Raw genomic sequence first — 24,962 nt, 5'->3', positions numbered from 1 at the left:
CCTGCTTCGTTAGATCGTCAACACCGCGCCCAGCGCGCGCTGCGTGTCAGCCGCGCTGCCGTCGCGCCAGCGCGCCAGCACGTGGCCGTCGGGGCGGATCAGATAGACGGTGCCGGGCCGCGCGTCGAGCATGTCGTGCAGATGGCCGGTTGGATCGATCGCGCACGGCTCGGCTGAACACGGCGCGTCGCTCCTGTCCAGCGTGATCGTCCCGAACGGGATACGCCGTTCAGCGAGCGTGCGTTGCAACTGCTGCCACGCGTCGTCTTGCGCCGGGTCCGGGCCAAAGCGCAACGCGGTGAAGCCGGGTTCGAGCAGATCGGTCAGATGGATCGCCACGCTTGCGCCGTCGCCGGTGCGCTTGAGCAAGCGGCATTCGGGTAACACCGTACCGGGTGCAGGACCACGGCTGAACGAGTCGGACGCGGCGTTGCCTGCGGCGTCATTAAGCGGTGAGCGCAGATACGCAATCGCGTGCGTCTGCCGTGGATTGATCAAGGGCCGCACGGCCGCGTGCTGATCCGCGAGACCAAGCACGGCAGTACGCATCAGATCGAATGCGAACGACGGCGGCGCCATGAATTCGGTGCTCTTCATCCCATAGCTGAGATTCTCGCGCGCGGCGAATACGCGTTCATCGCTATAGCTGTCGAGCAGATCCGGCGCCGCCATACCGTTCACCACGCAGCCGAGTTTCCAGCCCAGATTATCGGCGTCGTCGATGCCGGAATTGGCGCCACGCACGCCGAAGATCGGCACGAGATGCGCGGCGTCGCCCGCGAATAGCACCGAGCCGTGCCGATAGCGTTCGAGCGTCAGTGCGTTAGCCTTGTACACGGTGATCCAGATCGGCGACCACGCGCCCGTTTCCCCCATCGCGTCGAGCACACTCTGCACGCGCGGCATCACGTTCTCGGGCTGCACGGCGGCGTCGGGGTCTTCGTCGTCGCGCAGTTGATAGTCGATGCGCCAGACGTTGTCCGGCTGCTTGTGGACCAGCACCGTCGATCCCGGATTGGACGGCGGGTCGAAATAAGCGAGACGCTCGGTGGCGCGAGCGCTGTCGAGTTCGATATCGACGATGACGTAGCGGCCTTCATACGTGGTGCCGGTGAGCTTCAAGCCGAGCGCCTCGCGAATCGTGCTGCGCCCGCCGTCGCAGGCGGCGACCCAGTCCGCGCGCATTTGCCAGGCCGTGCCGGTGTCGCCGGTGTCGCCGGTCTGGCCGGTGCGCAGCGTGAGCAGGGCGCCCCCGTCCGGCAACTGTTCGATAGCCGTCACGCGGGTTTGCCAGCGAACCTCGATCAGATCGGCGTGCCGTTCAATCTCGTCGAGCAGCAATTGCTCGATTTGATATTGCGCGATGTTGATCATCGGCGGCAGGGACTGCTCGTCGTCCTGGTGCATCGTGAAGCGGAATACTTCGGTGTCGCGGTAGAAGCTGCGGCCGCCGGTCCACGGCAAGCCTTTTTGCAGGAAACCCTCGACGACGCCGAGGCGCTTGAAGATCTCCAGGCTGCGTCGCGAAATGCAGATCGCCCGGCTGCCGGTGCACACGCTGTCGTCGGCTTCGATCAGCACCGAGCGTACGCCCTGTCGCGCGAGAGCCAGCGCCAGCGTCATGCCGACCGGGCCACCACCGACGATGGCCACGGCTTTCGTTGCAGGGTCGCGTCCGTCGACGAGCGCAGGCACTTCGCCTGGGTAGTGGCGAGGCGAGAACGGATAGGGGGCGAAAGGGCGGGTCATGCGTGTCTCCTTGCTCGGGTCCCATGCAAGCTGGCTGCTGGGGCTTCAATGCCGGCAGATTGCCCGCCGCGGCTGGTTGGCTCTGCAAAGGCGGTGCGAATCGATACGGAAGTATGCAGGAGGGCGCGCGTGAGGCTGTCCTCATTTTGGGTACAACCCGTGCGGGCTGACGACCTCGGCCGCGCCGCAAAAAGCGGCGCAACAAAACAAGCCGCGAGGCGCTCACGCGCCCCACGGCTTCATTCATTCATTGCCTCACGTGCTCACGCACCTGCTTCACCCGCCGTGGTATGTCTCGCCCCTCACTCCGCCCGCGCCACATGCGCCGGCTGACGCATATGCTGCGTGCTCAACGCGGCCTGGCATTCCTCGATCATCGCGCGGAAGGTCGGCGACGTGTGCGACGCGCCGGTCGCACCGAGCTCCGTGCCGCCCTCCGGCAGGCCGCCGACGCCCAGCACCAGCGTCGCCCGCGGCCGCCATTCGCGCGTGCGCCGCAACATATTGCGCAAGTACGGCGGTGACTCGGGCGCGTCGAGCGAGACGATGCAAATGATCGGCGCGTCCTTGAAGCTCGGTTCGTCGGCGCGTGCGCTGCGGTAGCCTGAGTGCGTCGCCATCATCGGGGCGAAGCCGTGGCGGCCGAGCAATTGCACGGCGATCGCGGTCGTCACTTCGTCGAACGCGCCGCGTCCGGGCACGCACAGCACGGACGTTCTGTCGATCTCCTGCGTCTCCCGCTGGCGAGTCGACACGTGGCTGTCGTGGCGCTCCGAAAGATCCGCCGACGCCGACGCGAGCAACGCGCTGGCGCTGTCGGCCGCTTCGGCGCGCGACAGACGGTCTGGCAGGCCGTCCGCGATTTCGAGGTTCTCGACGATATCGACCAGCGCCTCGTTGACCCGCTGCAACTGCTCCGGCATCAGCACGCCGCGCATCGCATCGTTGCGCGCGAGCTTGAGGCCCTCGAGCGCGACCTTGTCGTAGTAGTCGATCAGCGACATCTCGCGCAGCAGGCGCTCCGCCTGCACGATGGCCTCATGCGGATCGTCCGCGAGCAAGCGCTGATAGAAAGTCTGCGCGGGTGTCAGCGCGGGCTGATCGCCGAGCAGCACGGTCAGGAAGTTCAGCCGGTCGGCGTAGCGTCCGAGCGTGACGACACACAACGTGAGCGGCGTCGAGAGCACGAGGCCGACCGGTCCCCACAGCCAGCTCCAGAAGATCGCCGCGACCACCACCGCGAGCGGCGACAGACCCGAGCGATGACCGTACAGCAGCGGCTCGGCGATCTGCCCGGCCACCACGTCGACGACGATGAAGAGGATCAGCGTATAGACCGCCATGGTCCATTGCGGCTGGATCGCGGCGGCGAGGAACACCGCAAGGATCGCGGCGATCCAGATCCCGATGTACGGCACGAAGCGCAGCAACGCCGCGATCACGCCGAACAGCAGTGCGCCCGGCACGCCGATGATCGCGAGCCCGATCGCGATGACGCCGCCCGCGCTGAGATTCACACCCAGTTGCGCGACGAAATAGCGGCTCAGCCGCACGGCCGCGTCGTTGATCGCGGTGGTGGTGCGGTGCAGATCGCGCGAGCCGAACAGGCTGATCAAACGGTCGCGCAAATCCTCGCGCTGCAGAAGAATGAAGATGGTCACCACCAGCACGATGAAGGTGGTCTCGATCGGCGCGATGGCCGGCGACAGCGCGCGCTGCGCCAGTTGCATCGGCGTGGGTGATGGCTCGTGCACCTCGACCGGTTGCGGCACGGCGGGCGCGTTGCGCGCGGCGCGGCCGGTCGGGCGCGGCGGGTTCGGCTTGGACGGCGCAACCCGCTGCAGCGTCGCGGCGGCGCGGCTCATCAGCGAGTCCGCGCGGCCGATGGTCTTTTGCTGCACGGTTTCGATCTTCTGCTCGATCGCCTCCTGATACTGCGGCAGGTCGCCGGCCAGCTGCACCAGTTGCGCGCCGATCAGCGCGCCGATCGCGAGCAGCGAAGCGAGCGCGAACAGCACGGCGATGAAGATCGACGGCAGTTGCCCCATATGCAACCGCCGCAGCGTCTGGACGAGCGGGGCGAGCAGGAAACTCAGCAGCACCGAGAGCGTAATCGGGATCAGCACCGCGCGGCCGAAGTACAACGCGCACACCACCACGACACCGGTAATCACCGAGGCGAGACCATGCAGAGTCGGCGTGCCCGGCGGGTAGACGCGGTTCGGCCGCGCAGGCGGCGGTAACGATATTTTCATGAACAGACTTTCCCGGTGAGAAGCGCTGTCTTTTTTGCAGGCCGCGAGATGACGCCCATCGTGTTGGATGACGTGGGATTGCGTCGACGGCGCACAGCGCTTCAGCAAGACACATGCCCGAATTGTAGGCGTTTTGGCGGCCCGCGACCCGATTCTCTAGCCGATGTGCAACCGCAGCAACTCGAACAGTTGCGAACTCGCATAGAGCAGCAGGCCGATGAAGCCGCCGACGATCGTCCCGTTGATGCGGATGTACTGCAGGTCCTTGCCGATGTTCAGCTCGATCTGCCGCGACATCTCGCGCGAGTCCCAGTTCTTGACGGTGTCGCTGATATGACGTGTGAGGAATCGGGCGAAGTCCGGCGCCATGCTGCGCGCCGCTTCTTCGAGGTGATCGTTTAGCGATTGACGCAGCGCCGGATCGTTCGCGAGCTCGCGGCCCACCCATTGACCCATGGCGGCGACGCGCGCATGCAACGCGGAGTCGGCGCTCTGCAGATCACGCTTGAGCCACGCGCGCAATTCGCCCCACATGTCCTTTACATAGTTGCTGAACGCGTCGCCTTCCACCAGATAGCGTTTGAGCTCCTCGCCCTGTTGCAGGAACGCCGGGTCGCTCTTGAGTTTGACGATCAGCTTCTGCGCGGCCTCGTCGAACTTGTTGCGCAGCTGATGTGTGGGGTTTTCGCTGATCTGTTCGAGCACGCGGTTCACCGCGTTGGCGATCGCGTCGGCGCCTTTCTCGCCGAGCCAGGCGGACGGCAGGATCTTCTCCATCTTCGGATACTCGCCCTTCACCCACTCGACGATGCGCTCGGCGATGAACTCGCGCGCGGGCGGTTCGCGCAGCAGCGTTACCACCTGATGGATGCCCGCGTCGAGCAACTCCTGATGACGGCCGTCACGCGTGAGCGTGTCGAGAATGGCGCCGAGCGATTGCGACAGGTCCACTTTCGCGAGCACGTCGCGCAGCGCGTCCTTGATGAAGACCTGGACGCGCACGTCGTCGGTCAGTTCGAGAATGCCGCTCGTCAGCCTCACGACGTAGTCGCCCAGACGCGCGGTATTGGCCGGCTCGCTCAGCCAGCCGGTGATGCTGCGCGCCGGGTCGTGCTTCTGGATCAGACCGACCAGCGACGGCACGTCGAGGAACTTGTCCTGCACGAAGACGGCGAGGTTGTCGGCGATCTTGTGCTTGTTCTTCGGAATGATCGCGGTGTGCGCCGAAACGAGCGGGATCGGCACCCGGCGAAACAGCGCGGCCACCGCGAACCAGTCGGCGAGCGCGCCGACCATCGCGGCCTCGGCGACCGCCTTGATGCCATCGACCCAGAGGCCGCGCGGCATGAACGCGGTGATCACGAAAACGCAGGCGGCCGCGAGCAGCAATAGCAAGGGCGTGCGCTTGGCCTTCTTCAGTTCGACGGTCTTGTTCATCGGGGGCGGGCGATGGGTTCGGTTCGATTGAAACGATGCGGTGCGCTTACGGCGCTTTGGGCGCGCGATCAGCAACCGCGAGTGTAGCGCCGCTGACCGGGCGGCGCGCCGTGCAGATAGATGAGGCTCGCTTTAGCGCGCCCGCGCGGTAACATCTACGGTTAGACTGCGAAGCCGCGCCTCGCGCGCGCAGTGGCAATGAACCGCAACACCATGGTAATGAGCGCAATGAACACATTGGAGGCGCAGTGATCAGGTTTCTGCACACAGCGGACTGGCAGATAGGCACGCAATTCGGCCAGTTCGAGCCGGACGAGGCGGCGCATCTCGCGCAGGCGCGCTTCGACACCGTGCGCCGCATCGCCGACGAAGCGGCTGCGCGCAAGGTCGACGCCGTGCTGGTCGCGGGCGACGTGTTTGATCTGCAAACCGTCTCCGACACGGTGATCCGCCGTTTGTTCGCCGCGTTGCAGGCGTTCTCCGGGCCGTGGATCATGTTGCCGGGCAATCACGACGCCGCGCTGGTCGAAAGCGTGTGGACGCGCGCGCAGCGGCTGAACTGCATCGGCCCGAACGTGCGGGTCGCGCTCGAACCCGGCGTCGTGCTGCTCGACGCGTGCCGCATGGCGCTGCTGTGCGCGCCGCTCACGCAACGCATCACCTACGACGACACGACCGGCTTCTTCGATAGCGCTGAAACGCCGCCGGGCTATCACCGCATCGGTCTCGCGCACGGCAGCGTCAGCGGAATTCTGCAGGAAGGCATCGACTCGTCGAATCCGATCGCGCCCACGCGTGCGCTCAGCGCGCGGCTCGACTATCTTGCGCTGGGCGATTGGCACGGCCACCTGCGTGTCGACGAACGCACGTGGTATGCCGGCACGCACGAGCAGGACCGCTTCCGCGCGAACGATCCGGGTTTCATGCTCGACGTCACGCTCGGTGAGCCGGGCGCGTTGCCGCAGGTCGAAGCGGTGCGGGTCGGTCAATATCAATGGCATCGCTGGGATGAAACGATCTCGGTGCCGACCGATGTGGACGCGCTCAAGGCGCGGCTCGCGGCACTGAGCCATCGCGACGTGCTGCGTGTGAGCGCGAGCGGCACGGCCGCGTTGGCCGATGCCGAAGCGCTGCACGTCGCGGTCGAGGAAACCCGCGCGCGCGTGCGGGCGCTGCGCGTCGATCTGAGCGGCCTGCAGGTGCTGCCCACCGCCGACGACCTCGCCGAACTCGGCGCGCAAAGCGGCTACCTCGCGAAAGTGGTGGCGCGGCTGCGCGGCTTGCAGGAAGACCCGCAAGCCGACCCGCAGGAGGTCAGGCGCGCGGCCGAGGCGCTCTTGCTTCTGGCGCGTTTTCAACGTGAATTGCCGCGCGAAGCGAGGTCCGCATGAAGTTGCAAAGCATTGCGATTCAGGAGTTCAAACAGTTCAGCGAACGGCTCGTCATCGACGATCTGCAGCCCGGGCTCAATCTGTTCACCGGGCCGAACGAGGCGGGCAAGAGCACCGTCGCCGAAGCGGTGCGCGCCGTGTTTCTCGAACGCTACAAGGCCTCGCATCTGAAGGATCTGCTGCCTTGGGGCAAGGCGAGCGGGCAGCCGTCGGTCGAGGTGAGCTTCGAGCTGGACGGCGTTCAATGCAGGTTGTCGAAGCAGTTCGTCACACGGCAGCGCTGCGAGTTGCGAATCGGCCAGACTGTCTTCGGCGAAGATGAAGCCGAGGACAAGCTCGCGGCCCTGCTCGGTTTTTCGCGCGCCGCACGCGGGCCGCTGAAGGCCGAGAACGCGGGCGTGCCGGGGCTTTTGTGGGTGCAGCAAGGCGGCACGCACGAGGTGCGCGACTCGACGGGGCACGCGGCGCAGTATCTGCGTGATGCGCTCTCGCAATTGTCGGGCGGCAGCGAATCGGCCGGCGAGGACGCGCTGATCGCCGCCGTGCAGCGCGAGTTGCGGCAACTGCTGACGGCGCGCACACAGAGATCGACTGGGCCGCTCGCCGAAGCCGAAACGACGCTGGCCGCGTTGATTGCCGAGCGCGACGAACTCGAGCAGCAGCGCCAGCAGTTCGATGAAAACATCGCGCGGCTCGCCTCGCAGCAGGAGGCCTTCGACGATACGCAGCGCAAGCGTCCCTGGGAACTCCACGAACAGAAGGCCGTGCTCGCGCAGCAGCGCGCCGATGCCGCGGCGGAACTCGAACGCAGTCTGCAGGGGCTCGCGCAGTCGTTGCAGGTGAGCGAGGCGGAACTCGCGCTGTCGCTGCAACAGGAGCAGAGCGCGGCCGAACTGGAAGCGGCCGTCGCCCGTGAGCGCCAGCAACTCGATGCGGCGCGGGCCAATGTGTCGGCGGCGCAGACCGAGCATGCGCAAGCATCGAGCAGCGTCGCGCAGTTCGAGCAGGCCTTTGCCGACGCAAGCCGTGCGCTCGAACTGGCGAACGCGGCGGTGACGGCCGCCGATTTGCGTAGCCAGATCGGCCTCTATCGTGCCGAGAGCGAGCGGCTCGAAGCGGCGATCGCCGCCGCGGGCAAGGCGAACGACGCGGTGCTCGACGCCGCGCGCGACGCGGCCGCGATCGAAATCGACGAGACGACACGCAAGCGCCTCGCCGCGCTCGATGGCGAGCTGACCTTGTTGCGCGCGCGCACCGAGGCGGCGATGACGCGCATCGAGTATCGGTTGAGCGGCGTGCTGACGGTCGATGGCGAGCAGATCGCGGGCGAGGGCGTGCTGCGCGTCGACGACGAGAAGCGGATCGGCCTCGGCGAACTCGGCGAATTGCGCGTGATTCCGGGCGTGTCCGATCTGTCCGCGCAACTGGCCGAACTCGCGTCGCTCGAAGCGCAGCATGCGCAGTTGTTGCAGGCGCTGGGCGTCGCATCGCTCGGTGAGGCCGAAGCCCGCTACGAAAAGTGGAAGACGCTGGTCGCGCAGCAGAAGAGCCAGGCAAAGATTCTCGACGTGCATGCGCCGCAGGGCATCGATGCGTTGCGTGCGGCGTTGGCGTCAGCGTCGGCGCGTTTGCAGGCATCGAACGAACGGCTCGCGGGCTTGCCCGATGTGTCCGCGGCGCCCCCGCTCGACGAAGCGCGCCGCAACGCGGATATCGCGCGCGACGCGTTGGAGGCCGCGAGAAAAGTGCTAACCCAGGCCGCCGAGAAAAGGTCGAGCGGCATGGCGACCGCCGACTCGCTCGCCGCGCAGTTGCAACGCAAGGAAGCGCAATTGAACGACGAAGCCTACCGTCGCAACCGCGCGCAGTGGCAGACGAAAATCGTCGAACAGCGCGTGCAGGTAGACGCGTTGAGAAAGCAGCGCGAGGGGCGCGAGCGCGAACTGGAAGCGGCGCGTCTCGACGATCCGGCGGCGGAGGCAAAGCGTTATCGCGCGTCGGCGGAACTCGCGCGCAGCGAGCAGCATGAGCGGCAGGTGCGCATCGCGCACCTGCGCAGCCAACTGGAGACGGTCGGCGCGTCAGGGCTTGGCGAACGTCTCGCGGCGCTCGACGCGCGGGTCGAGCAGGCGACCCGCCGCAAGGACGAACTCGGCTTGCGGGCGAGCGCGTTGAGCCTGCTCGACGAAGTGCTGGTCGACGAACGCGACGAGGCGGTAGCGCAACTGCGCGCGCCGCTGACCGAGCGGCTAGGGCAGTATCTGAAGCGGATTTTCCCGCAGTCGACGATTGCGCTCGGCGACGATCTGAGTCCCGCGACGCTGGATCGTCATGGCCGCGCGGATACGCTCGACGCGTTGAGTTTCGGTACGCGTGAACAGCTCGGCATCCTGACGCGGCTCGCTTATGCGGACCTGCTGAAGGCGTCGGGGCGGCCGACGTTGCTGATGCTCGATGACGCCGCCGTGCATACCGATGCGGCGCGGCGTGATGCGATCAAGCGCGCGTTGATCGATGCGGCGACGCGCCATCAGATTCTGGTGTTCACGTGTCACCCGGAGTTGTGGGACGACCTGGGGGTGAGGCAGAGGGCGATTGGGGATTTGAGGGTGGGGGGATAAGAGGTGCTGCGAGACGGGAGTGGCTAACGCAAGTCAAACAGGATCGCCGGCTCGCGCACAACGTTATCTCCGCTCCGGCGGCCTTTTTTTGGAAATTCCATTCACGAGACTCAATGGTCCGGAAATTCCATGAAGGAAGTCCGTACTGGTATGAGCCGCGGGAGGGTGGAGGATTGCTTAAGATGACGCACGCCGCCGACTATATAGGAGATTCCAGATGGCTTCTGGTGGATCTGCAAGTTGAAGCAGCTTTCAGTCATCACATCTCACTCATACCACCGCGGCGTATACACCCACTCAGCACCGCCGCTACCACGCCCAAATCTGCGCGTCATCGACGACCCCACGATCACCATCGTCCGCCTATCCACATCGGACGATTTCAGCTCACCCAGCGTGAGCGTGCGCAGCGTGCCGCCAGACCGGCCGATGTCGCGCCCCAGCACCACCTGAGTCGTGGCCGCGCGATATTCCCGCACGATGTCCAGCGCTTTGTCCAGTTGCCACGGACGTGCGCGCGAAACCGGGTTATAGAACGCCATCACCAGATCGGCTTCGGCCGCGTGCCGCAGACGTTTTTCGATGATCGTCCACGGCTTCAGGTTATCGGACAGCGACAGCATGCAGAAGTCGTGACCGAGCGGCGCTCCCGCTTGCGCGGCGGTCGCGAGCGCCGCCGACACGCCCGGCACGATCGTCAGTTCGACCGCAGCCCATGCCGCGTCTTGCGATGCGTCGAGTGCCTCGAGCACCGCGGCCGCCATCGCGAACACGCCAGGGTCCCCCGACGACACCATCACCACCGACCCTCCCGCGCCCGCCAGTTCGAAAGCGTGCCGCGCGCGTTGCATTTCCTCGCGATTATCGGTGCCGTGAACACGTTGATTGGCGCGCAACGGGCCGGCCATTTTCACGTAGGTGTCGTAGCCCAGAATATCGGTGGCTTCGTCTAGCGCCGTGCGGGCGGCGGGCACCATCAGGTCGGCACGGCCCGGGCCGAGGCCGATCACCGTCAGACGGCCGCGCGCGCGGCCAATCGTGCCGGGGTCGATGGCGAGCGGCGCCAATGCCAGGGCAACGCCTGCGGAGGTGTCGTTGTGCAGCGTTTCGCAGGGGATGCGCAGTGCGGCATGTAACAGGCCGGCAGGCGACTTGTCACCGTCGGGACCGGTTTGCGCGAAGCGCAACGGCACGTTGAAACTTGCGGCGGCTTCGGCAAGCGCCGGGTCCGTCATGTCGTCGGATGAGGCGAGCAGCGCCGCGAGCGACAGCGGAGCGAGACCGTGGGCACCCAGTGCCTCGCGCACGCATGCGACGATCTGCGCACCCGCACCCGCACCCGCACCCGCACCCGCACCCGCACCCCTCACCGCCGCGACCACGCAACGCGGATGAATCACCAACTCGTCCTCACGCCCATCCCACGCGTGCGGCGTCACGCGAATCGCGAGCCGCGCCGAAGCGGAACGCGGCAAATGCGCATCATCGAGCCAAGGCGCATCGCCTTCGATGCGCGTGCTTTCGCCCGCCAGCAGATCCGATACGAAACGCTTGCCTTGCCCGATATCGGCCAGCATGTAGCCGTCGGGCGGATTGAGTACGCAGGTGCCGAAGCGCAACTCGCCGCTCGTCGTGATCGCGGGCGGCACCGCCAAAACGGCGGCGATCTCGCGGGCCATCACGTTGGCGCCCGTCAACCCGCCGAGCAATGGCACGACCGCGCTGCCGTCCTCGGCGACGGCCAGCACGGGTGGCTCGACGCCCTTGTTCGACAGCAGCGGCGCAACGCAACGAATCACGATGCCGGCCGCGCACAACGCGACGATCGGCGTGCCGCGCGCATACAGTTCACGCAGATGCGCGCCGAGTTCGGTGTAGGACACGTCGGCTTCGACGCGTGCGTGCAAGCCGTGCACCTGGCAGCCTGCGCCAGCGGCACGATCCACAGCAGCCGCACCCTCGGCATACAACGCCTGAATCCTTCGCGCGGTGTCCAACGCCCCCGCGCCGAGAATCACGATCGCGGGCGCGCTCATCCTTGCCATTTTTTCCCCGGCACGACGAGCAGCGAAAAATACGGTGACGCCATCGGGTCCACTTCGGCGAGCGGCACGATGCGTTGATTGCCCATCGTCGCGCGTTCGACGTACAGGGCGCGCTGTGCGAGGCCGAGTTCGCCGAGCACGCGCCGCACCTTGTCGAAATTGCGGCCGAGCTTCATCACGACGGCGGCGTCGGCATCGGCGAGACGGCGGCGTAACTCGTCCTCGGGCAGCACGCCCGACAGCACCGACAAACTCTGATTGCGATACACGAGCGGCGCGCCGAGCACCGCAGCGCCGCCGAGCATCGAGCACACGCCGGGCACCACTTCGCTCTCGTAGCGCGCCGCGAGCCGGTCGTGCAGATACATGTACGAGCCGTAGAAGAACGGATCGCCTTCGCAGATCACGGCGACGTCGCGGCCCGCATCGAGATGGCCGGCGACGATCTCGGCGGCGGTGTCGTAGAAGTCGGCGATGATCGCCTCGTACGAGAGCGGCGGTTCGAGCGCTTCGGTCGTGACCGGATAGACGAGCGGCAGATGCGCCTGAGCCTCATGCAAATGCGCCTCGATGATGCCGAACGCGTTGCCTTTCTTGCCCTTCGCGACGAAGTACGCGACCACCGGCGCCGCCTTCAGCAGACGCAGCGCCTTCAGTGTGATGAGTTCGGGGTCGCCGGGGCCGACGCCGAGTCCGAGCAGTCGTCCTTGCACGCTCATTTATTCGACCTCCGTGGCCAGTGCGTTGACGGCGGCGGCGGCCATCGCGCTGCCGCCGCGCCGGCCGTGCACCACCACGTAAGGCACGCCGCGGCTGTCCGCGGCGAGCATCGCTTTCGATTCGGCCGCCCCGACGAAGCCCACCGGAAAACCGAGAATCAACGCGGGTTTCGGTGCGCCGGCATCGAGCATGTCGAGCAGATGGAACAGCGCGGTCGGCGCATTGCCGATCACGACGACACTGCCGGCGAGTTGCGGACGCCACAATTCGAGCGCGGCGGCCGAGCGCGTATTGCCGATTTCGCGCGCGAGCGCCGGCACGTCCGGATGCGTGAGCGTGCAGATCACGTCGTTGTTCGCGGGCAGCCGCGCGCGTGTGATGCCCTGCGCGACCATGCCGGCATCGCACAGAATCGGCGCGCCTTGCGCGAGCGCCGTGCGGCCTGCCGCACCTGCGTGCGCGGAAAACTGCAGCGCGTCGATCACGTCGACCATCCCGCACGCGTGGATCACGCGCACCGCGAGTTTTTCGAGGTCAGCGGGGATGCGCGACAGGTCGGCTTCCGCGCGGATCGTCGCGAAAGATTGGCGATAGATCTCCTGACCGTCGCGAATGTAATCAAGCATCTGTGTCACTCCGGGACAGGTGGGCGAGCAGGTCGGCGGCCTGTGCGATCGTTAGTTGGTGCGCGACGCAGTGGCCGAAGCCGGCGCCGCCGTTGCGTCGATAAAGGTCATAGAGGCCGGGCGCGGCGGCCAGCAGCGTGTACGGCGCGCAATGCGCGGCGGCGCACGAGCGCATGCAGCCGCTCAGGTGCACGTCGACATTGGCGGGCAGGCGGGCGGCGAGGCGCAGCGCGTCGGCTTTGGTGTCGGCGAGGCTCTTTGCGCAACCGCTCGAACCGGCGCACGCGATCAAACGCGTGATGGGTTGTGCGGGATCGCAGGCGAGCCCGAGGGCGCTCAGTTCGGCCAGCGCGGCGGGCAGTGCGTGCGTCGGGATGTCGGGCAGCAGCACGCTTTGCCAGGGTGTGGCGTGCAGCGTGCCGTTGCCGTGGCGTTGCGCGAGCGCGGCGAGGCCGTGCAGCGCGGCGGCGTCGAGGCGGCCGAGCGGCGGCTGGCCGCCCACGTGCCACATGCCGGCCTCGCGTTGAGCGTGCGCGCCGAGACGTAGCGCGGCATCGGCTGTGGTACTGCGGCGCCATTCGGTGAGCAGGGCGTCGCGTGACAGCGGGAAGTCGACGTAGCGTTGGGCGTGCTGCAACAGCGCGTCGGCGGAATGCGTGGCGAGCAGGTCGCGCATGCGGAGGGCGTCGGCTGGTGCGAGGTCGAGGAACGTGTGCAGCAGCGCGCGCACGAGCGCGGGGACTTGTGAGGGGAGGACGGTGGCTAAGGGGCGGTGGTCGTGGGTGTGCGTGGAGCGGGTGCGTGAATTCCGCATGACCGTGCTGCCGGTCAGCGTAGCCGAAAGTGCATGGGCAGCAACGACAACAGCCGCAGCCGCGGTGGTTCGCACGTTCGTAGCCGCGTTCGCTTTTACGCCAACATCAGCACCAGCACCAGCATCGTCGTCCGTAACCGCGTTTGCGTTCTCCTCCACCTCGACACAAGGACACCCCGCCAACCCGAACACGAACCGCACACCGTCACGGCTCGAAGTCGCCGCGAGCCACACATCGTGTGGATGATCGACCCTCGCCAGACGTTCGCCGCCATCCAGCAGCAGCGCGAATTTCGGCGACAGCGCCGTAAAGCGCGTCTCGCTTTGTAGCAGCGTGAGCAATTCCGCGCATAGCGGGGCGGTGTCGATCAACGCGAACGGATCGCGTCCCGCTGCGGGGCTGATCATCACGTTGCGCACGTCGTCCGCGGCGCTCACGGCCACGGCATTCAAAGCGTCGGTGGCGTTCGGTGCATCTGATATGTCGGCGACACTCGCCGTAGCGGTGTTCGAAATCTCGGCTGCGTCCACAGCGTTGGCTGCGTTCGCGCCTGCCCGAGGCTTCGTCATCGGCCCAAGCCCGGCCTCGACCAGCGCCGCGATCAACGCGGCTTCATGCCCCGTGCGCACGCCACGCACCTGCAGGTTCGCCCGATTGGTCAGCTCGATCACGCCGGCCGCGTGCCGCGTGCTCGCATCGGCGATCACTCGCGCCTCGTCCGCGCTCAACTCGCCACCTGGCAGCTTGATCCGGCAGATGCCACCATCACGCGCGGCAACGATGCGCAGCAGCCCCGGACACGCCGAGGGGCGCGGTGTCGAAGCCGCGTGGGGCAAAGCAGTGGAGGGCGAAGCTTGAGTCAAGACGGACACCGGTTTAGCGTCGCGCGACGGCCCGAGCAAGCCGCGAGGCGGATTGCTGCGGCATCGGTACACCCCGCCCGATGTTGGCTGGCACGAACAGTCTCGCCGGCAGGTCTCCTGGCTGGCAGGTCATCGTCCACCGCAGCCTTCCCGGTCAAACCAGTGGCGCGTAGCGCAGGCGGACTCGCTGCATACAGTTGCGGGGGCAGCCACAGTGGCACTGTGTTCCCTCTTCGGCCCGGAAGGGCACCGGCGGCTGTATTATGCCTTTTTTCGAACCGCGCAACGAGGCTGGACGCTTTGACCGGCGTGGCGCGGCGCATTGATTGAAGACTCAGAATGAGGATGGTGGCATGCCGGCGTGGCTGACCGTGGTGGGCATTGGCGATGACGGCTTCGCCGGTTTGGGACGGCCCGCGCGGCGTGCGTTGCTGACGGCGTCGGTGGTGTACGGCGGCGAGCGTCATCTGGCGATGCTGCCCGCGCGCCTCGCCGCGCGCCGCGCCGCGTGGCCGCGTCCGTTCGATCTCGCCCCGCTGCTCGCCGAACGCGACGGTGCCGTGTGCGTGCTGGCGAGCGGCGATCCAATGCTGTTCGGCGTCGGCGCGATGCTGGCGCGGCAGTTGCCCGCGGAGCAATTGCGCGTGCTGCCTGCGCCGTCGTCGTTGTCGCTGGCGGCTGCGCGGCTCGGCTGGCCGTTGCAGGACGTCGCGACGGTGTCGCTGGTGGGCCGTCCGTTGGCGGCGCTGAACGCGTATCTGCACGACGGCGCGCGCGTGTTCGTGCTGAGCGCGGACGGGCGCACGCCCGCGGCGCTTGCCGGTGTGCTGAACGCACGCGGCTTCGGCGCGACGCGCATGAGCGTGCTCGAACATCTTGGCGGCGAACGCGAGCGCCGCATCGACGGTCGCGCGGATCAGTGGAGCGCGGGCGAGGTCGCCGCGCTGAATCTGATCGCGCTCGAATGCCGGGCGACGGCAGGCGCGCCGCGTCTGCCGCTGACCTGCGGCTTGCCCGACGACGCATTCCGTCACGACGGTCAGTTGACCAAGCGCGACGTGCGCGCGATCACGCTCGCGCGCCTCGCGCCGACGCCCGGCGAATTGCTGTGGGACGTGGGCGCGGGCAGCGGCTCGATCGGTATCGAATGGATGCGCGCGCATCCCGCTTGCCGCGCGATCGCGATCGAAGCGCATGCGGAGCGGCAGCGCTTCATCGAACACAATCGCGATGCGCTGGGCGTGCCTGGGCTGCAACTCGTCGCGGGCCGCGCGCCTGCTGCGCTGGATGGGTTGCCGGTGCCGGATGCGGTGTTCATCGGCGGTGGGGTGACGGTGCCCGGTGTGCTGGACGCGTGTTGGGCCCGATTGCGTGACGGTGGACGACTGGTGGCCAATGCCGTCACGTTGCAGGGCGAGGCGGCGCTGGTTGGGTGGCGCGAGCGGTTTGGCGGCACGCTCACGCGTATCGCGCTCGCGGACGCGCAACCGCTCGGCGGCTTCGATACGTGGCGGCAGACGTTGCCGATCACGTTGCTCGAAGTGACCAAGGCGGCTTGCGGCAATGGCGAGGCAAACGGCCTGCGGGCAACGGAGAGTGGCAGCGGTGAAATTGCAATGAAGGATGCGAAGGTCGAAGACAGCACGAACAGCACGAACAGCACGAACAGCACGAACAGCACGAACAGCACGAACAGCACGAACAGCACGAACAGCACGAACAGCACGAACAGCACCGCCGCCCATCACTCCGCTTCACCCCACCAACCGTAATGCGCGAAGAATCTCCCGAACACGTCGCGCCGCTGCGTAGCGGCTACACGACCGGCAGTTGCGCCACGGCGACGTCGCTCGCGGCGGCGCGTCTGCTGCTCGCGGGCGTGGTCAGCGAGGTCGCGGAGATCGTGTTGCCGAAAGGCCAGCATGTGCCGATGCCGCTCGTGTTCTGCCGCCTGCTCGCCGACGGTGCTGAGGCCGGCACCATCAAGGATGCCGGCGACGACCCCGACGTGACCCACGGCGCGCTCGTGTTCGCTCGCGTGCGCCTCATCCCCGAGCCGGGCGTCATTTTTCGCGCCGGACCGGGCGTCGGCACGGTGACGCGCGCAGGCCTCACGCTGCCGGTCGGCGAGCCCGCGATCAATCCTGTGCCGCGCAAAATGATGGCCGAGCATCTGACCGACCTCGCTGCGGAGCACGCGTATGGCGGCGGCTTCGAAGTGACGATCGGCGTCGAAGCCGGCGAGGAGCTCGCGCTGAAAACGATGAACCCGCGCTTGGGCATACTCGGCGGCCTGTCGATTCTCGGCACTACCGGCATCGTGCGGCCGTTCTCGTGCTCCGCGTATATCGCGTCGATCCATCAGGGCATCGACGTTGCGCGCGCGAACGGCTACACGCATCTGGCCGCCTGCACGGGCAACGCGAGCGAAGACGCGATGCGCGCGCGTTATGCTCTGCCGGATATCGCGCTGATCGAGATGGGCGACTTCGTCGGCGCGGTGCTCAAGCATATGAAACGCGCGCCCGTCGACCGGCTCAGCGTGTGCGGCGGCTTCGGCAAACTCAGCAAGCTGGCCGCGGGCCATCTCGACTTGCATAGCCGCCATTCGAGCATCGATCTCGAACGGCTCGCGACATGGGCCGCGGAGCAGGGCGCCGATGCCGCACTGCAGGCGGCGATTCGCGCGGCCAACACGAGTCAGCAGGCGGTGGCGCTCGCACACGCGCAGCAGGTGCCGCTTGCCGATATCGTCTGCGGGCATGCGTTGGCAGTGGCGCGCGCGATCGTGCCGCCGCAGGTGAATGTCGAGATGTTCGCGATCGACCGTCAGGGCAATGTGATTGGAGCGGCGCGATGATGCGGCTCCTGTTGCTCGGCGGCACCGGCGACGCGTTGAAGATCGCGCGCCAACTCGGCACCGCGCACGTGTACAGTCTCGCGGGTCTCGGCAAGGTGCCGGACGATCTGTCGTGCACGCTGCGCGTCGGCGGCTTCGGCGGCAGCGAGGGCCTCGCACGTTACATCGCAAACGAAGGGATCGGCCTCGTGATCGACGCGACGCATCCGTACGCCGCGCGCATCAGTGCGAACGCGGTCGACGCGTGCCGCGCGGCACGCGTGCCATGCTGGGCGCTGCGTCGTCCGGGCTGGCGCAGCCAAGCCGGCGACGACTGGCGCATGGTCGACGACTGGAACGAACTGATCGGCGCGCTCGCGCCGTTCAGGCGGCCGCTCTTCACGCTAGGCCGCGAGCCGCTCGCACATCTCGACGAGATTCCGCCGCGGCAGTTCTGGACGGTGCGCTGTCTCGATGCGCAGCCGGACACCGCACGCTCGCGCATCCTCGCGGCGCGCGGGCCGTTCACACTCGACGGAGAGCGCGCGCTCTTCGCACTGCAAGCGTTCGACGTGGTGGTGAGCAAGAACAGCGGCGGCAACGCGACCGAAGCGAAGCTGCAGGTGGCGCGTGAACGCGGCTTGCCGGTCATCATGCTGCGTCGTCCGGCCTTGCCGGGGGTCGATCGGGAATTCGACAGCATCGCCGGTTTGCTGGATGCGTTACGCGCTCATCAGGTGGAGCTGCGGGCCGAACAGCACGCCCCCGGCACGACGGGTAATTGAATCTCTGGAGTCTTGAATGACGGTGTTTTTTATCGGCGCCGGTCCTGGCGACCCGGAACTGATCACGGTAAAAGGGCAGCGTCTCGTGCGCAGTTGTCCGGTGATCCTGTACGCGGGTTCGCTGGTGCCGGCCGCGGTGCTCGAAGGGCACAGCGCGGAGCAGGTCGTCAATACGGCCGAGCTCGACCTCGATCGGATCGTCGCGTTGCTGCAGGCCGCGCACGACAAAGGGCACGACGTGGCGCGCGTGCACTCGGGCGATCCGTCGCTGTACGGCGCGATCGGCGAACAGATTCGCCGCTTGCGCGAGTTGCGCATTCCATACGAGATCGTGCCAGGCGTGACCGCGACGGCCGCATGCGCGGCAGCGCTCGGTTGCGAACTTACGCTGCCCGATGTGTCGCAGACGCTGATCCTCACGCGCTACGCGAGCAAAACGACGATGCCCGAAGGCGAGCAACTCGCCGACCTCGCCCGGCACCGCGCGACGATGGCGATTCATCTCGGTGTGCGGCATCTCGCGCGCATCGTCGATGAATTGCGGCCGCATTACGGCGGCGCGTGTCCGGTCGCGGTCATCTATCGCGCGAGCTGGCCGGATGAGGAAAAACTCACCGGCACGCTCGACGACATCGTGAGCAACGTGCAATCGAGCGCGATCGAGCGGACCGCGCTGATTCTGGTCGGCGAGGTGCTCGCCGCCGAAGGTTTCGCGGACTCGACGCTGTACGCGAAGGGCGGTTGAACAGCGGCGTGTGCAAGCCCATCCGTGGATGGGTTGCATCACTTTCACCAACTCGTCAATCCTCGAGCGGCGACAACACCTCGACCGGCATCTTCTTTTCCGAGCCGATGTGAATCGCCGGCACGAACGCGAGCAACGCCACCACGAAGAGCGCGATCACGAAGATCGAAACGAACGTCAGATGCAGCGACTGATGCAACACCAGACGGATCATGTCGCTATCACCGAGGCTCGCTACCTGATTCTGCAGCAGCGCTTTCAACTGGTCCGACGTGACCACCGCCATGCCCTGCGAATGACTGAGCCCGAAGTTGAGCACCGCGCCGAACAGCGTCGCGCCGAGCGTGCTGCCGAGATTGCGCGAAAAAATATTCGACGCGGTCGCGCTGCCGCGTTCATCCGTCTTGACGATTTCCTGGATCAGCACCAGCGAACTGACGCTCGACGTGCCCATGCCGAAGCCCATGATCAGCGAGCCGAACGCGGCGATCAACGGCGAGCCGCCAGGCGACAGGAACAACAGCAGCGCAGCGCCGAGCGGCACGAACGCGCTGCCGCCGATCAGGATGCGGCGCAAGCCGAGGCGGTGGAACGACTTCGCCGCGAGCGTCGCGCCGGTGGGCCAGCCGACCATCATCATCGTGAGCGCGAGACCGGCGACCACCGGCGAGCGATGCAGCACGCCCTGCACGTACATCGGCAGGAAGGTGGTCGCGCCCATCAGGATCATGCCCGACAACAGGGTCGAGCCGTTGCACGCGGCAATCGGCCGGCGGCTCCAGAGCGCGAACGAGATCATCGGCTCGGCGGCGCGCCGCTCCTGCAGCACGAAGAACAGCACGCACAGCAGGAAGGCACCGCCTGCGAGCGATGCCATGGCGAGCGCGTCGTCGCCCGCATAAGTCAGCGCCATCATCAACGCGGCGATCGCCGCCATGAACAATGCCGCGCCGCCAAAGTCGATCGACGGGCGCGCGTGCCGCTCCGATTCGCGCAGGAACGCGATGAAACCCGCAGCCGATGCGAGGCCGATCGGTACGTTCATCCAGAAGATCCACGCCCACGACAGGTTGTGAATGATGAAGCCGCCGACCATCGGCCCGACCACCGCCGACACCGCCCATACGCTGGCGAGATAGCCTTGCACCTTGCCGCGTTCGCGCGCCGGATAGAGATCGGCGACGATGGTCAGCGTGACCGGCTGGATCGCGCCCGCGCCGACGCCTTGTATCAGGCGGAACACGATCATGGCCGGCATCGACCACGCGAAGCCGGCGAGCACCGAGCCGAGCAGGAAGATCGCGATGCCCACGAGCATCACCGGTTTGCGTCCGTACAGGTCGGCGAGTTTGCCGAACACCACGGTCATCGCCGTTTGCGTAAGCAGGAACGACGAGAAGACCCAACTGTACAGATGCAGGTCGCCGAGTTGCGTGACGATCTGGGGCATCGCGGTGGAGACGATGGTGGCTTCGATGGCGACCATCGCCATGGAAGCCATGACGGCGGCAATGACTAAAGCACGCGACGATTGAGGGCTGCGGGACATGGAGGCGTTAGTATCGGGGTGTTGGGCGCGTCTGACGGCTTTGCAGGGGGGCTTGCCGCGACGCATCAGCGCGGCCGCACGTGGCGGCCGATGTGGAGTATGCACCTCGCGGAGAATGCGCGCTCGCAGCGTGGCACAGGGTTTGCGCGTTCGAAGTTCACTGTCGACACATGGAGGATCATTATGAGGATCGAATTCACCGGACGCCGCGAAGTGGTGGCGGCGGCACGCGTCGCCTTCGAGGCCAATGTGGACGGGACGGACGTCTGGTGCAGCGTGTCGCTGGATGCGCTGAACGACCATTTCGGCAACCTGGGCCCGTCGGCCCACGATCTGGTGGGCACCTTCGAGGCGAACCGTGCGCGGATTGAAAATGCTACGCGGCGGGTCCTCGAAAAGAACGGTGGTCGCTCGGTTGAACTCGAGACCGGCGATTTTAATTAGGTTTCGATGAGGCCGTGGCGGTTTCCGTAAGCCGTCGCGGCAGGCCGGATAGTGAGAGCCCGGCGCCTTGCGCGCCGGGCTTTTCTATCTGGTGAGCCTGCAACCTCGTATGCGCTGCGGGCGCGCATCTCTACGGCCGTCGCGGCAGCCTTCGAACGGCGAACCCATCGGCGACTTCTCCAGATCCAAGAACAATCCCTTCGACACGTGGCCATTATTCTATGAAGACGCGGCGCCTATATTGAGTCCAGCGGTCGCGCAATAGGTCATTCGCAGCACCGCCGACCATCAATTACTGGAGCTTGTTTTTATCATGAAGTCCTTGATCAACGCTGTTGTCGTCGTCGCTTCCATCGCCGCATCGGCCACGGTGTTTGCGCAATCGAATACCCGCATCACGCGCGAACAGGTACGCGCAGAACTCGTTCAGCTCGAACAGGCGGGCTACCACGTCGGCGACGGCGATCAGACCCATTACCCCGAGGCGGTGCAAGCGGCGCAAGCGCGCATTGCCGCGCAAAACAGCAGCGCGAGCGCCTACGGCGGCAGCGTCGCCGGTTCGTCGCAAAGCGGCCGGCCGGCGGTGTCGGCGGCTGACTGGAACGCGATGTATAGCCGTTGATTCAATGCGCTGCGCCATGCAGCGCTTCGGCGACCGGCGCAACGTGTCCGGCTTCGCGCCGTGGTGCAACGGACCCTTCCAGCGCAACGTCTATATCCGCTTCGTCGACGCAGGTACAGTAGTCATGCACGCACGACTTCCGGTGTGCGAGCGAGAGAGTTGGCCCCGGCTGGAAACAGCCGGGGTTTTTTTTCAAGTGCCGCGAACGGCGCGCAGGATTCATCATGAAGGCGCGCCAGTTCGGGATTCTTTTTCTGTTCTTCACCTCGGATATCCGCCGCAGGCATTCATGTCGGCTGGGCGCAGCCCGCCGCGCGCGGCTACGGTATAGTCACGCCAATCGATAGCACGCATGCCGCGGCTCGCCCGCACATGCATGGCGAACGTAGTCCCCGATTGTCTGGAGAACATCGTGCAGGAAATCATCAAAGGGTTCATCCGCTTTCAACGCGACGTCTTTCCGCAGCAGATCGCGTTGTTCAAGCGTTTGTCGGCGGCGCAAAGTCCGAGCACGCTTTTCGTGACCTGCTCGGACAGCCGCGTGGTTCCCGAGTTGCTTACACAGGTCGAGCCAGGCGCGCTGTTCGTGATTCGAAACGCCGGCAACATCGTGCCGTCCTATGGTCCGGAACCGGGCGGGGTGTCGGCCACCGTCGAGTACGCGGTAGCGGTGCTGGGCGTGCGCGATATCGTGATATGCGGCCACTCCAACTGCGGCGCAATGACGGCGATCTCGACCTGCATGAATCTCGATCATCTGCCGGCGGTGGCAGGCTGGCTGCGTCACGCGGATGCGGCCAAGGCGGTCAATGCCTCACGCACCTATGCTTCGGACGCCGAACGTCTCGATGCGCTGGTCAAGGACAACGTGATCGCGCAGCTTGGCAATATCCGCACGCATCCTTCTGTGGCCGTCGGACTCGCCAATAAGACCTTGCAATTGCATGGCTGGATTTTCCAGATCGAAACCGGCGTAATGCTCGCGCTCGATGGGCGCACTGGGGAATTCCTGCCGCTTGTCGACAATCCGGAAATTTACGCGGGCTGAGGCGTGGATGGCGTGTGAGGTTCCGATGCTGAGTCGGAGCCGCGGGTGCAGACACATCCGGCGATGAGGTGGCATCGAAAACCTCTTAGCGGCCGCTAGCGTCGCGGGAATTCATCCCTGCTGCGAGGCACGCCTGAAGTCCCCTTCAATCGACGAAGCACTGGAACGCCAGGCTGATGCGTGGCTCGCTCTCGCCCAGCCGCTTGGGAATGCCGTGCTCATGCGTGAACTGCGCCGCATAGCTCATGACGAGGCAACTGCCCGCTTCCAGTTCGACATGGAGCACCCGGCCTGCGCCCACCTTCGGACGGATCGACATGCGGCGGCTCGCGCCGAGCGAGATGATCGCGATCGGCTGCGCAGGCACTAGCCGATCGGTCTTGTCGCTGTGGAGCGCGACGCTGTCGCTGCCGTCGCGATACAGATTGAGGCCGACCCGATTGAACGGCGCGCCGACGAGTGCGCGCACGGCCTCGAATGCCTCGGCTAACGGCGCGGGCAGGTCGGCGGATTCGCGCGAAAACGTGGCAAGCAGACGCGGTACGGCGACTTCGCGCTCGTACATCATGCGTTGCTGGCTGATCCAGCCGATGTTCTGACGCGCCTCGTCGAACCAACGCTGCGCGATGGCGGCCGGCACTGCCTCGGGCAGGTAGCGGATGCCGCCCTCCCGGTCGTGGAGAACGGACACGGGCTCTGGGGCGAACAGGCTTGGCTGGGACACCATGGCGAGGTTGGCGGCGCGGAACGGTCAGGGCATTTCATTATACTGTGTTTTTATACAGTATTTTGAGGCTGCCTCGCCGAACGGCTTACCGGCACCGGTCGCTCGCGCGGGCAGTGGCACGCCTGAACGAGGCAGCCCATGCTCGATCGTGCCGCAACGATCGGCACCCGGAGGCCGGTGGCGTGGCAACAGGCGGACGCGACCCGCCTACTTTCGAAGACGCGCGTTTCGACATCGTCGCTTGTCAGTTCGGTGTCATGTTCTTCGCGGACAATGCGCGAGCGTTTTCGAAGCTCGGCGCGTACTTCGGCGCGGTGGCGTGCTGCTGTTCAACGTCTGGGATCGCATCGAGGAAAACGAATTTGCCGATACCGTCACGACGGCGCTCGCGGGTCTCTTCCCAACGAACCCGCCACGTTTCATGGCGCGCACGCCGCATGGCTATGTCGACAGGCAAGTGATTCATGCGATCTCGCGGAGGCGGGCTTTGGTGCGGCGCCGCGCTTCGAGACGATCGCGGCGCGCAGCCGCGCGGCATCGGCTCGCGAGCCGGCCGTCGCCTACTGTTAGGGAACGCCCCTGCGCAATGAGAGTGAGGCCCGTTTTGGCGGCGGTGTGAAGGAGGCGATGTCAGCGTGCGCGACGGCGATCGCCGAGCGATTCGGCACGGGGCCGGTTGAAGGGAAGGTTCAGGCGCACGTGGTTGTCGTGGAGCACTGATGGCAGATGGTAAAGGGCGGACACTGGCAGATCCAATCGGCCGTTAGCCGCCAGGATTCACGAGATCGTGTACCTGCTCTGCGTGCCGCCGTTGTAGAGGTTTCTGGCGAATTCCAGAATCTGGATGCGGTTGCGGTCGAACGCGGCCAGCAACGCGAGCTCATCCTCAAGTATGTCTGGATTAAGCTTCTTGAGCATTTTGTCGTCGACCAGGAAGGCAACCTCGCGGGAATTGTCGTAGCCCCAGAAGCACACACCGTGTCTGGAAGCGTCATAGACTCGACTGGGATTAGGAAAGTTAAGCATTACGCCGTCTTTCCACGCTATTCACCGATGCGGGTATATCGCCACTTGCTCGCGTTGACGTCGATGCGAGCGTCGTTTTCGCACCGCTTCTGGGCGCGCTCGCTTTCCGCTTTCGCCAGTGCGGCGGCGCGCTCCTTCTGAGTCGCGATGAAGTCGCTTTGCCTCGCTGGCGACGACGAATAGGCTTTGGTTCGGTTTTGCATGGTAGTTCCAATAGGTGTTTCAGACCGCTGTGCGACTGCGACGACGGGGTCTTGTGACCGGCCTCTTGATGAGCGGTGTGAACGAATGCTTGCCAGCTTACGGTCGGCGCTGCGGATTGAACGATCGCGCACATCGAACCCTATGACAATGCGCTCTTTGCCACAGCGATGCAAGCCCAATCGCGAAGTACGCTTTCATGTGTTTCGCAGTTCATCGCATCGACACGGTGCACGGAAGGCGGTCATGTATCGTGAGGCATTCAGCGGCATGTGACGACGCGTATCCGCGAGACCCGCAATGGTTGATAAGAAAACGGAAAATAAGGACGTTTAAGGTTTTTTTTCGCCGGTGTATGCTGGGGCACGATATCTGCCAAATCGCACACCCGGGCCGAAACGTTCGGTTGAAACGCTGTGCAGTTCCTTTCTGAAGCGAAGGCCTGATTGCCCTG

At 65.9% G+C, this 24,962-nt stretch carries 20 protein-coding genes, 1 pseudogene and 1 riboswitch; of the genes and pseudogenes, 10 read left to right on the top strand and 11 right to left on the bottom strand.

Going from position 1 to position 24,962, the window contains the following annotated elements; all coding sequences use genetic code 11:
* Nucleotides 1–9: 9 nt before the first annotated feature.
* From B0G69_RS26625 to B0G69_RS26615, 3 genes are all read right to left on the bottom strand, one after another.
* Nucleotides 10–1,749, bottom strand: coding sequence for an FAD-dependent oxidoreductase (locus B0G69_RS26625; RefSeq protein WP_121322523.1), 1,740 nt, complete (start codon nucleotides 1,747–1,749; stop codon nucleotides 10–12).
* A 302-nt stretch (nucleotides 1,750–2,051) separates the two neighbouring features.
* Nucleotides 2,052–4,004, bottom strand: coding sequence for an AI-2E family transporter (locus B0G69_RS26620; RefSeq protein WP_121322521.1), 1,953 nt, complete (start codon nucleotides 4,002–4,004; stop codon nucleotides 2,052–2,054).
* Between the two features lie 156 nt (nucleotides 4,005–4,160).
* Nucleotides 4,161–5,441, bottom strand: a complete 1,281-nt coding sequence (locus B0G69_RS26615; protein ID WP_121322519.1) for a DUF445 domain-containing protein — start codon at nucleotides 5,439–5,441, stop codon at nucleotides 4,161–4,163.
* A gap of 248 nt (nucleotides 5,442–5,689) precedes the next feature.
* On the opposite strand from B0G69_RS26615, the gene B0G69_RS26610 reads away from it, so the two are divergent.
* Entirely contained in the window at nucleotides 5,690–6,832 is a 1,143-nt protein-coding gene (locus tag B0G69_RS26610; RefSeq protein ID WP_121322517.1) for a DNA repair exonuclease, read from the top strand.
* Complete coding sequence (locus B0G69_RS26605) at nucleotides 6,829–9,453, top strand: AAA family ATPase (protein ID WP_121322515.1); 2,625 nt, start codon at nucleotides 6,829–6,831, stop codon at nucleotides 9,451–9,453. The genes B0G69_RS26610 and B0G69_RS26605 overlap by 4 nt, the downstream gene beginning before the upstream one ends.
* Nucleotides 9,454–9,719: 266 nt before the next feature.
* Here the strand turns inward: B0G69_RS26605 and cobJ are convergent, their stop codons facing one another.
* Genes cobJ through B0G69_RS26585 form a run of 4 tightly spaced genes read right to left on the bottom strand, consistent with a single transcriptional unit; the run spans nucleotide 9,720 to nucleotide 14,522 of the window.
* Nucleotides 9,720–11,489, bottom strand: coding sequence for a precorrin-3B C(17)-methyltransferase (cobJ, locus tag B0G69_RS26600; protein WP_121322514.1), 1,770 nt, complete (start codon nucleotides 11,487–11,489; stop codon nucleotides 9,720–9,722).
* Nucleotides 11,486–12,217 (bottom strand): precorrin-2 C(20)-methyltransferase, encoded by a 732-nt coding sequence (locus B0G69_RS26595; protein WP_121322512.1) that lies wholly within the window; start codon nucleotides 12,215–12,217, stop codon nucleotides 11,486–11,488. Before B0G69_RS26595 ends, cobJ begins: the two co-directional genes overlap by 4 nt.
* Nucleotides 12,218–12,844, bottom strand: coding sequence for a precorrin-8X methylmutase (locus B0G69_RS26590; RefSeq protein ID WP_121322510.1), 627 nt, complete (start codon nucleotides 12,842–12,844; stop codon nucleotides 12,218–12,220).
* Nucleotides 12,837–14,522, bottom strand: a complete 1,686-nt coding sequence (locus B0G69_RS26585; protein WP_277873564.1) for an oxidoreductase — start codon at nucleotides 14,520–14,522, stop codon at nucleotides 12,837–12,839. The genes B0G69_RS26590 and B0G69_RS26585 overlap by 8 nt, the downstream gene beginning before the upstream one ends.
* 89 nt (nucleotides 14,523–14,611) lie before the next feature.
* A riboswitch (cobalamin riboswitch) is annotated at nucleotides 14,612–14,791 on the bottom strand.
* Nucleotides 14,792–14,875: 84 nt separating this feature from the next.
* Here B0G69_RS26585 and cbiE point away from each other — a divergent pair.
* Genes cbiE through cobM form a run of 4 tightly spaced genes read left to right on the top strand, consistent with a single transcriptional unit; the run spans nucleotide 14,876 to nucleotide 18,891 of the window.
* Nucleotides 14,876–16,294, top strand: coding sequence for a precorrin-6y C5,15-methyltransferase (decarboxylating) subunit CbiE (gene cbiE, locus B0G69_RS26580; RefSeq protein ID WP_241991556.1), 1,419 nt, complete (start codon nucleotides 14,876–14,878; stop codon nucleotides 16,292–16,294).
* Nucleotides 16,294–17,382, top strand: coding sequence for a cobalt-precorrin-5B (C(1))-methyltransferase (locus B0G69_RS26575; RefSeq protein ID WP_121322508.1), 1,089 nt, complete (start codon nucleotides 16,294–16,296; stop codon nucleotides 17,380–17,382). The genes cbiE and B0G69_RS26575 overlap by 1 nt, the downstream gene beginning before the upstream one ends.
* Nucleotides 17,379–18,146 carry a cobalt-precorrin-6A reductase gene (locus tag B0G69_RS26570; protein WP_121322506.1) on the top strand — a complete coding sequence of 256 codons (768 nt, stop codon included), beginning with the start codon at nucleotides 17,379–17,381 and terminating at the stop codon, nucleotides 18,144–18,146. Before B0G69_RS26575 ends, B0G69_RS26570 begins: the two co-directional genes overlap by 4 nt.
* Before the next feature lie 16 nt (nucleotides 18,147–18,162).
* Nucleotides 18,163–18,891 carry a precorrin-4 C(11)-methyltransferase gene (gene cobM / locus B0G69_RS26565; protein WP_121322503.1) on the top strand — a complete coding sequence of 243 codons (729 nt, stop codon included), beginning with the start codon at nucleotides 18,163–18,165 and terminating at the stop codon, nucleotides 18,889–18,891.
* 55 nt (nucleotides 18,892–18,946) lie between these two features.
* Here the strand turns inward: cobM and B0G69_RS26560 are convergent, their stop codons facing one another.
* A complete protein-coding gene (locus B0G69_RS26560) occupies nucleotides 18,947–20,440 on the bottom strand; it encodes an MDR family MFS transporter (protein ID WP_121322501.1) in 1,494 nt (497 codons plus the stop codon).
* A gap of 183 nt (nucleotides 20,441–20,623) precedes the next feature.
* On the opposite strand from B0G69_RS26560, the gene B0G69_RS26555 reads away from it, so the two are divergent.
* The 3 genes from B0G69_RS26555 (at nucleotide 20,624) to B0G69_RS26545 (ending at nucleotide 22,554) form a co-directional block, all read left to right on the top strand.
* The gene (locus tag B0G69_RS26555; protein WP_121323900.1) at nucleotides 20,624–20,884 is read left to right on the top strand and encodes a DUF1488 domain-containing protein; all 261 of its coding nucleotides are present in this window, start codon (nucleotides 20,624–20,626) and stop codon (nucleotides 20,882–20,884) included.
* A 313-nt stretch (nucleotides 20,885–21,197) separates the two neighbouring features.
* A complete protein-coding gene (locus B0G69_RS26550; protein ID WP_121322499.1) occupies nucleotides 21,198–21,506 on the top strand; it encodes a DUF4148 domain-containing protein in 309 nt (102 codons plus the stop codon).
* A gap of 412 nt (nucleotides 21,507–21,918) precedes the next feature.
* Complete coding sequence (locus B0G69_RS26545; RefSeq protein WP_121323899.1) at nucleotides 21,919–22,554, top strand: carbonic anhydrase; 636 nt, start codon at nucleotides 21,919–21,921, stop codon at nucleotides 22,552–22,554.
* Between the two features lie 145 nt (nucleotides 22,555–22,699).
* Here B0G69_RS26545 and B0G69_RS26540 read toward each other — a convergent pair whose 3' ends face one another.
* Nucleotides 22,700–23,281 (bottom strand): alpha-ketoglutarate-dependent dioxygenase AlkB, encoded by a 582-nt coding sequence (locus B0G69_RS26540; RefSeq protein ID WP_121322497.1) that lies wholly within the window; start codon nucleotides 23,279–23,281, stop codon nucleotides 22,700–22,702.
* Nucleotides 23,282–23,413: 132 nt separating this feature from the next.
* Between B0G69_RS26540 and B0G69_RS42105 the strand changes: the two are divergent.
* A pseudogene (locus B0G69_RS42105) lies at nucleotides 23,414–24,001 on the top strand (class I SAM-dependent methyltransferase); the annotation flags it as partial.
* 57 nt (nucleotides 24,002–24,058) lie between these two features.
* Here B0G69_RS42105 and B0G69_RS26530 read toward each other — a convergent pair.
* The gene (locus B0G69_RS26530; RefSeq protein WP_121322495.1) at nucleotides 24,059–24,307 is read right to left on the bottom strand and encodes a DUF1488 domain-containing protein; all 249 of its coding nucleotides are present in this window, start codon (nucleotides 24,305–24,307) and stop codon (nucleotides 24,059–24,061) included.
* Between the two features lie 17 nt (nucleotides 24,308–24,324).
* Complete coding sequence (locus B0G69_RS26525; RefSeq protein WP_121322493.1) at nucleotides 24,325–24,510, bottom strand: hypothetical protein; 186 nt, start codon at nucleotides 24,508–24,510, stop codon at nucleotides 24,325–24,327.
* Nucleotides 24,511–24,962 lie beyond the last annotated feature (452 nt).

This window comes from Paraburkholderia sp. RAU2J (genome assembly GCF_003634845.1).
GTDB classification, from domain to species: domain Bacteria; phylum Pseudomonadota; class Gammaproteobacteria; order Burkholderiales; family Burkholderiaceae; genus Paraburkholderia; species Paraburkholderia fynbosensis.
Note: the sequence above shows the minus strand (reverse complement) of the source record. Positions and strands in the feature narration are given on the sequence as shown.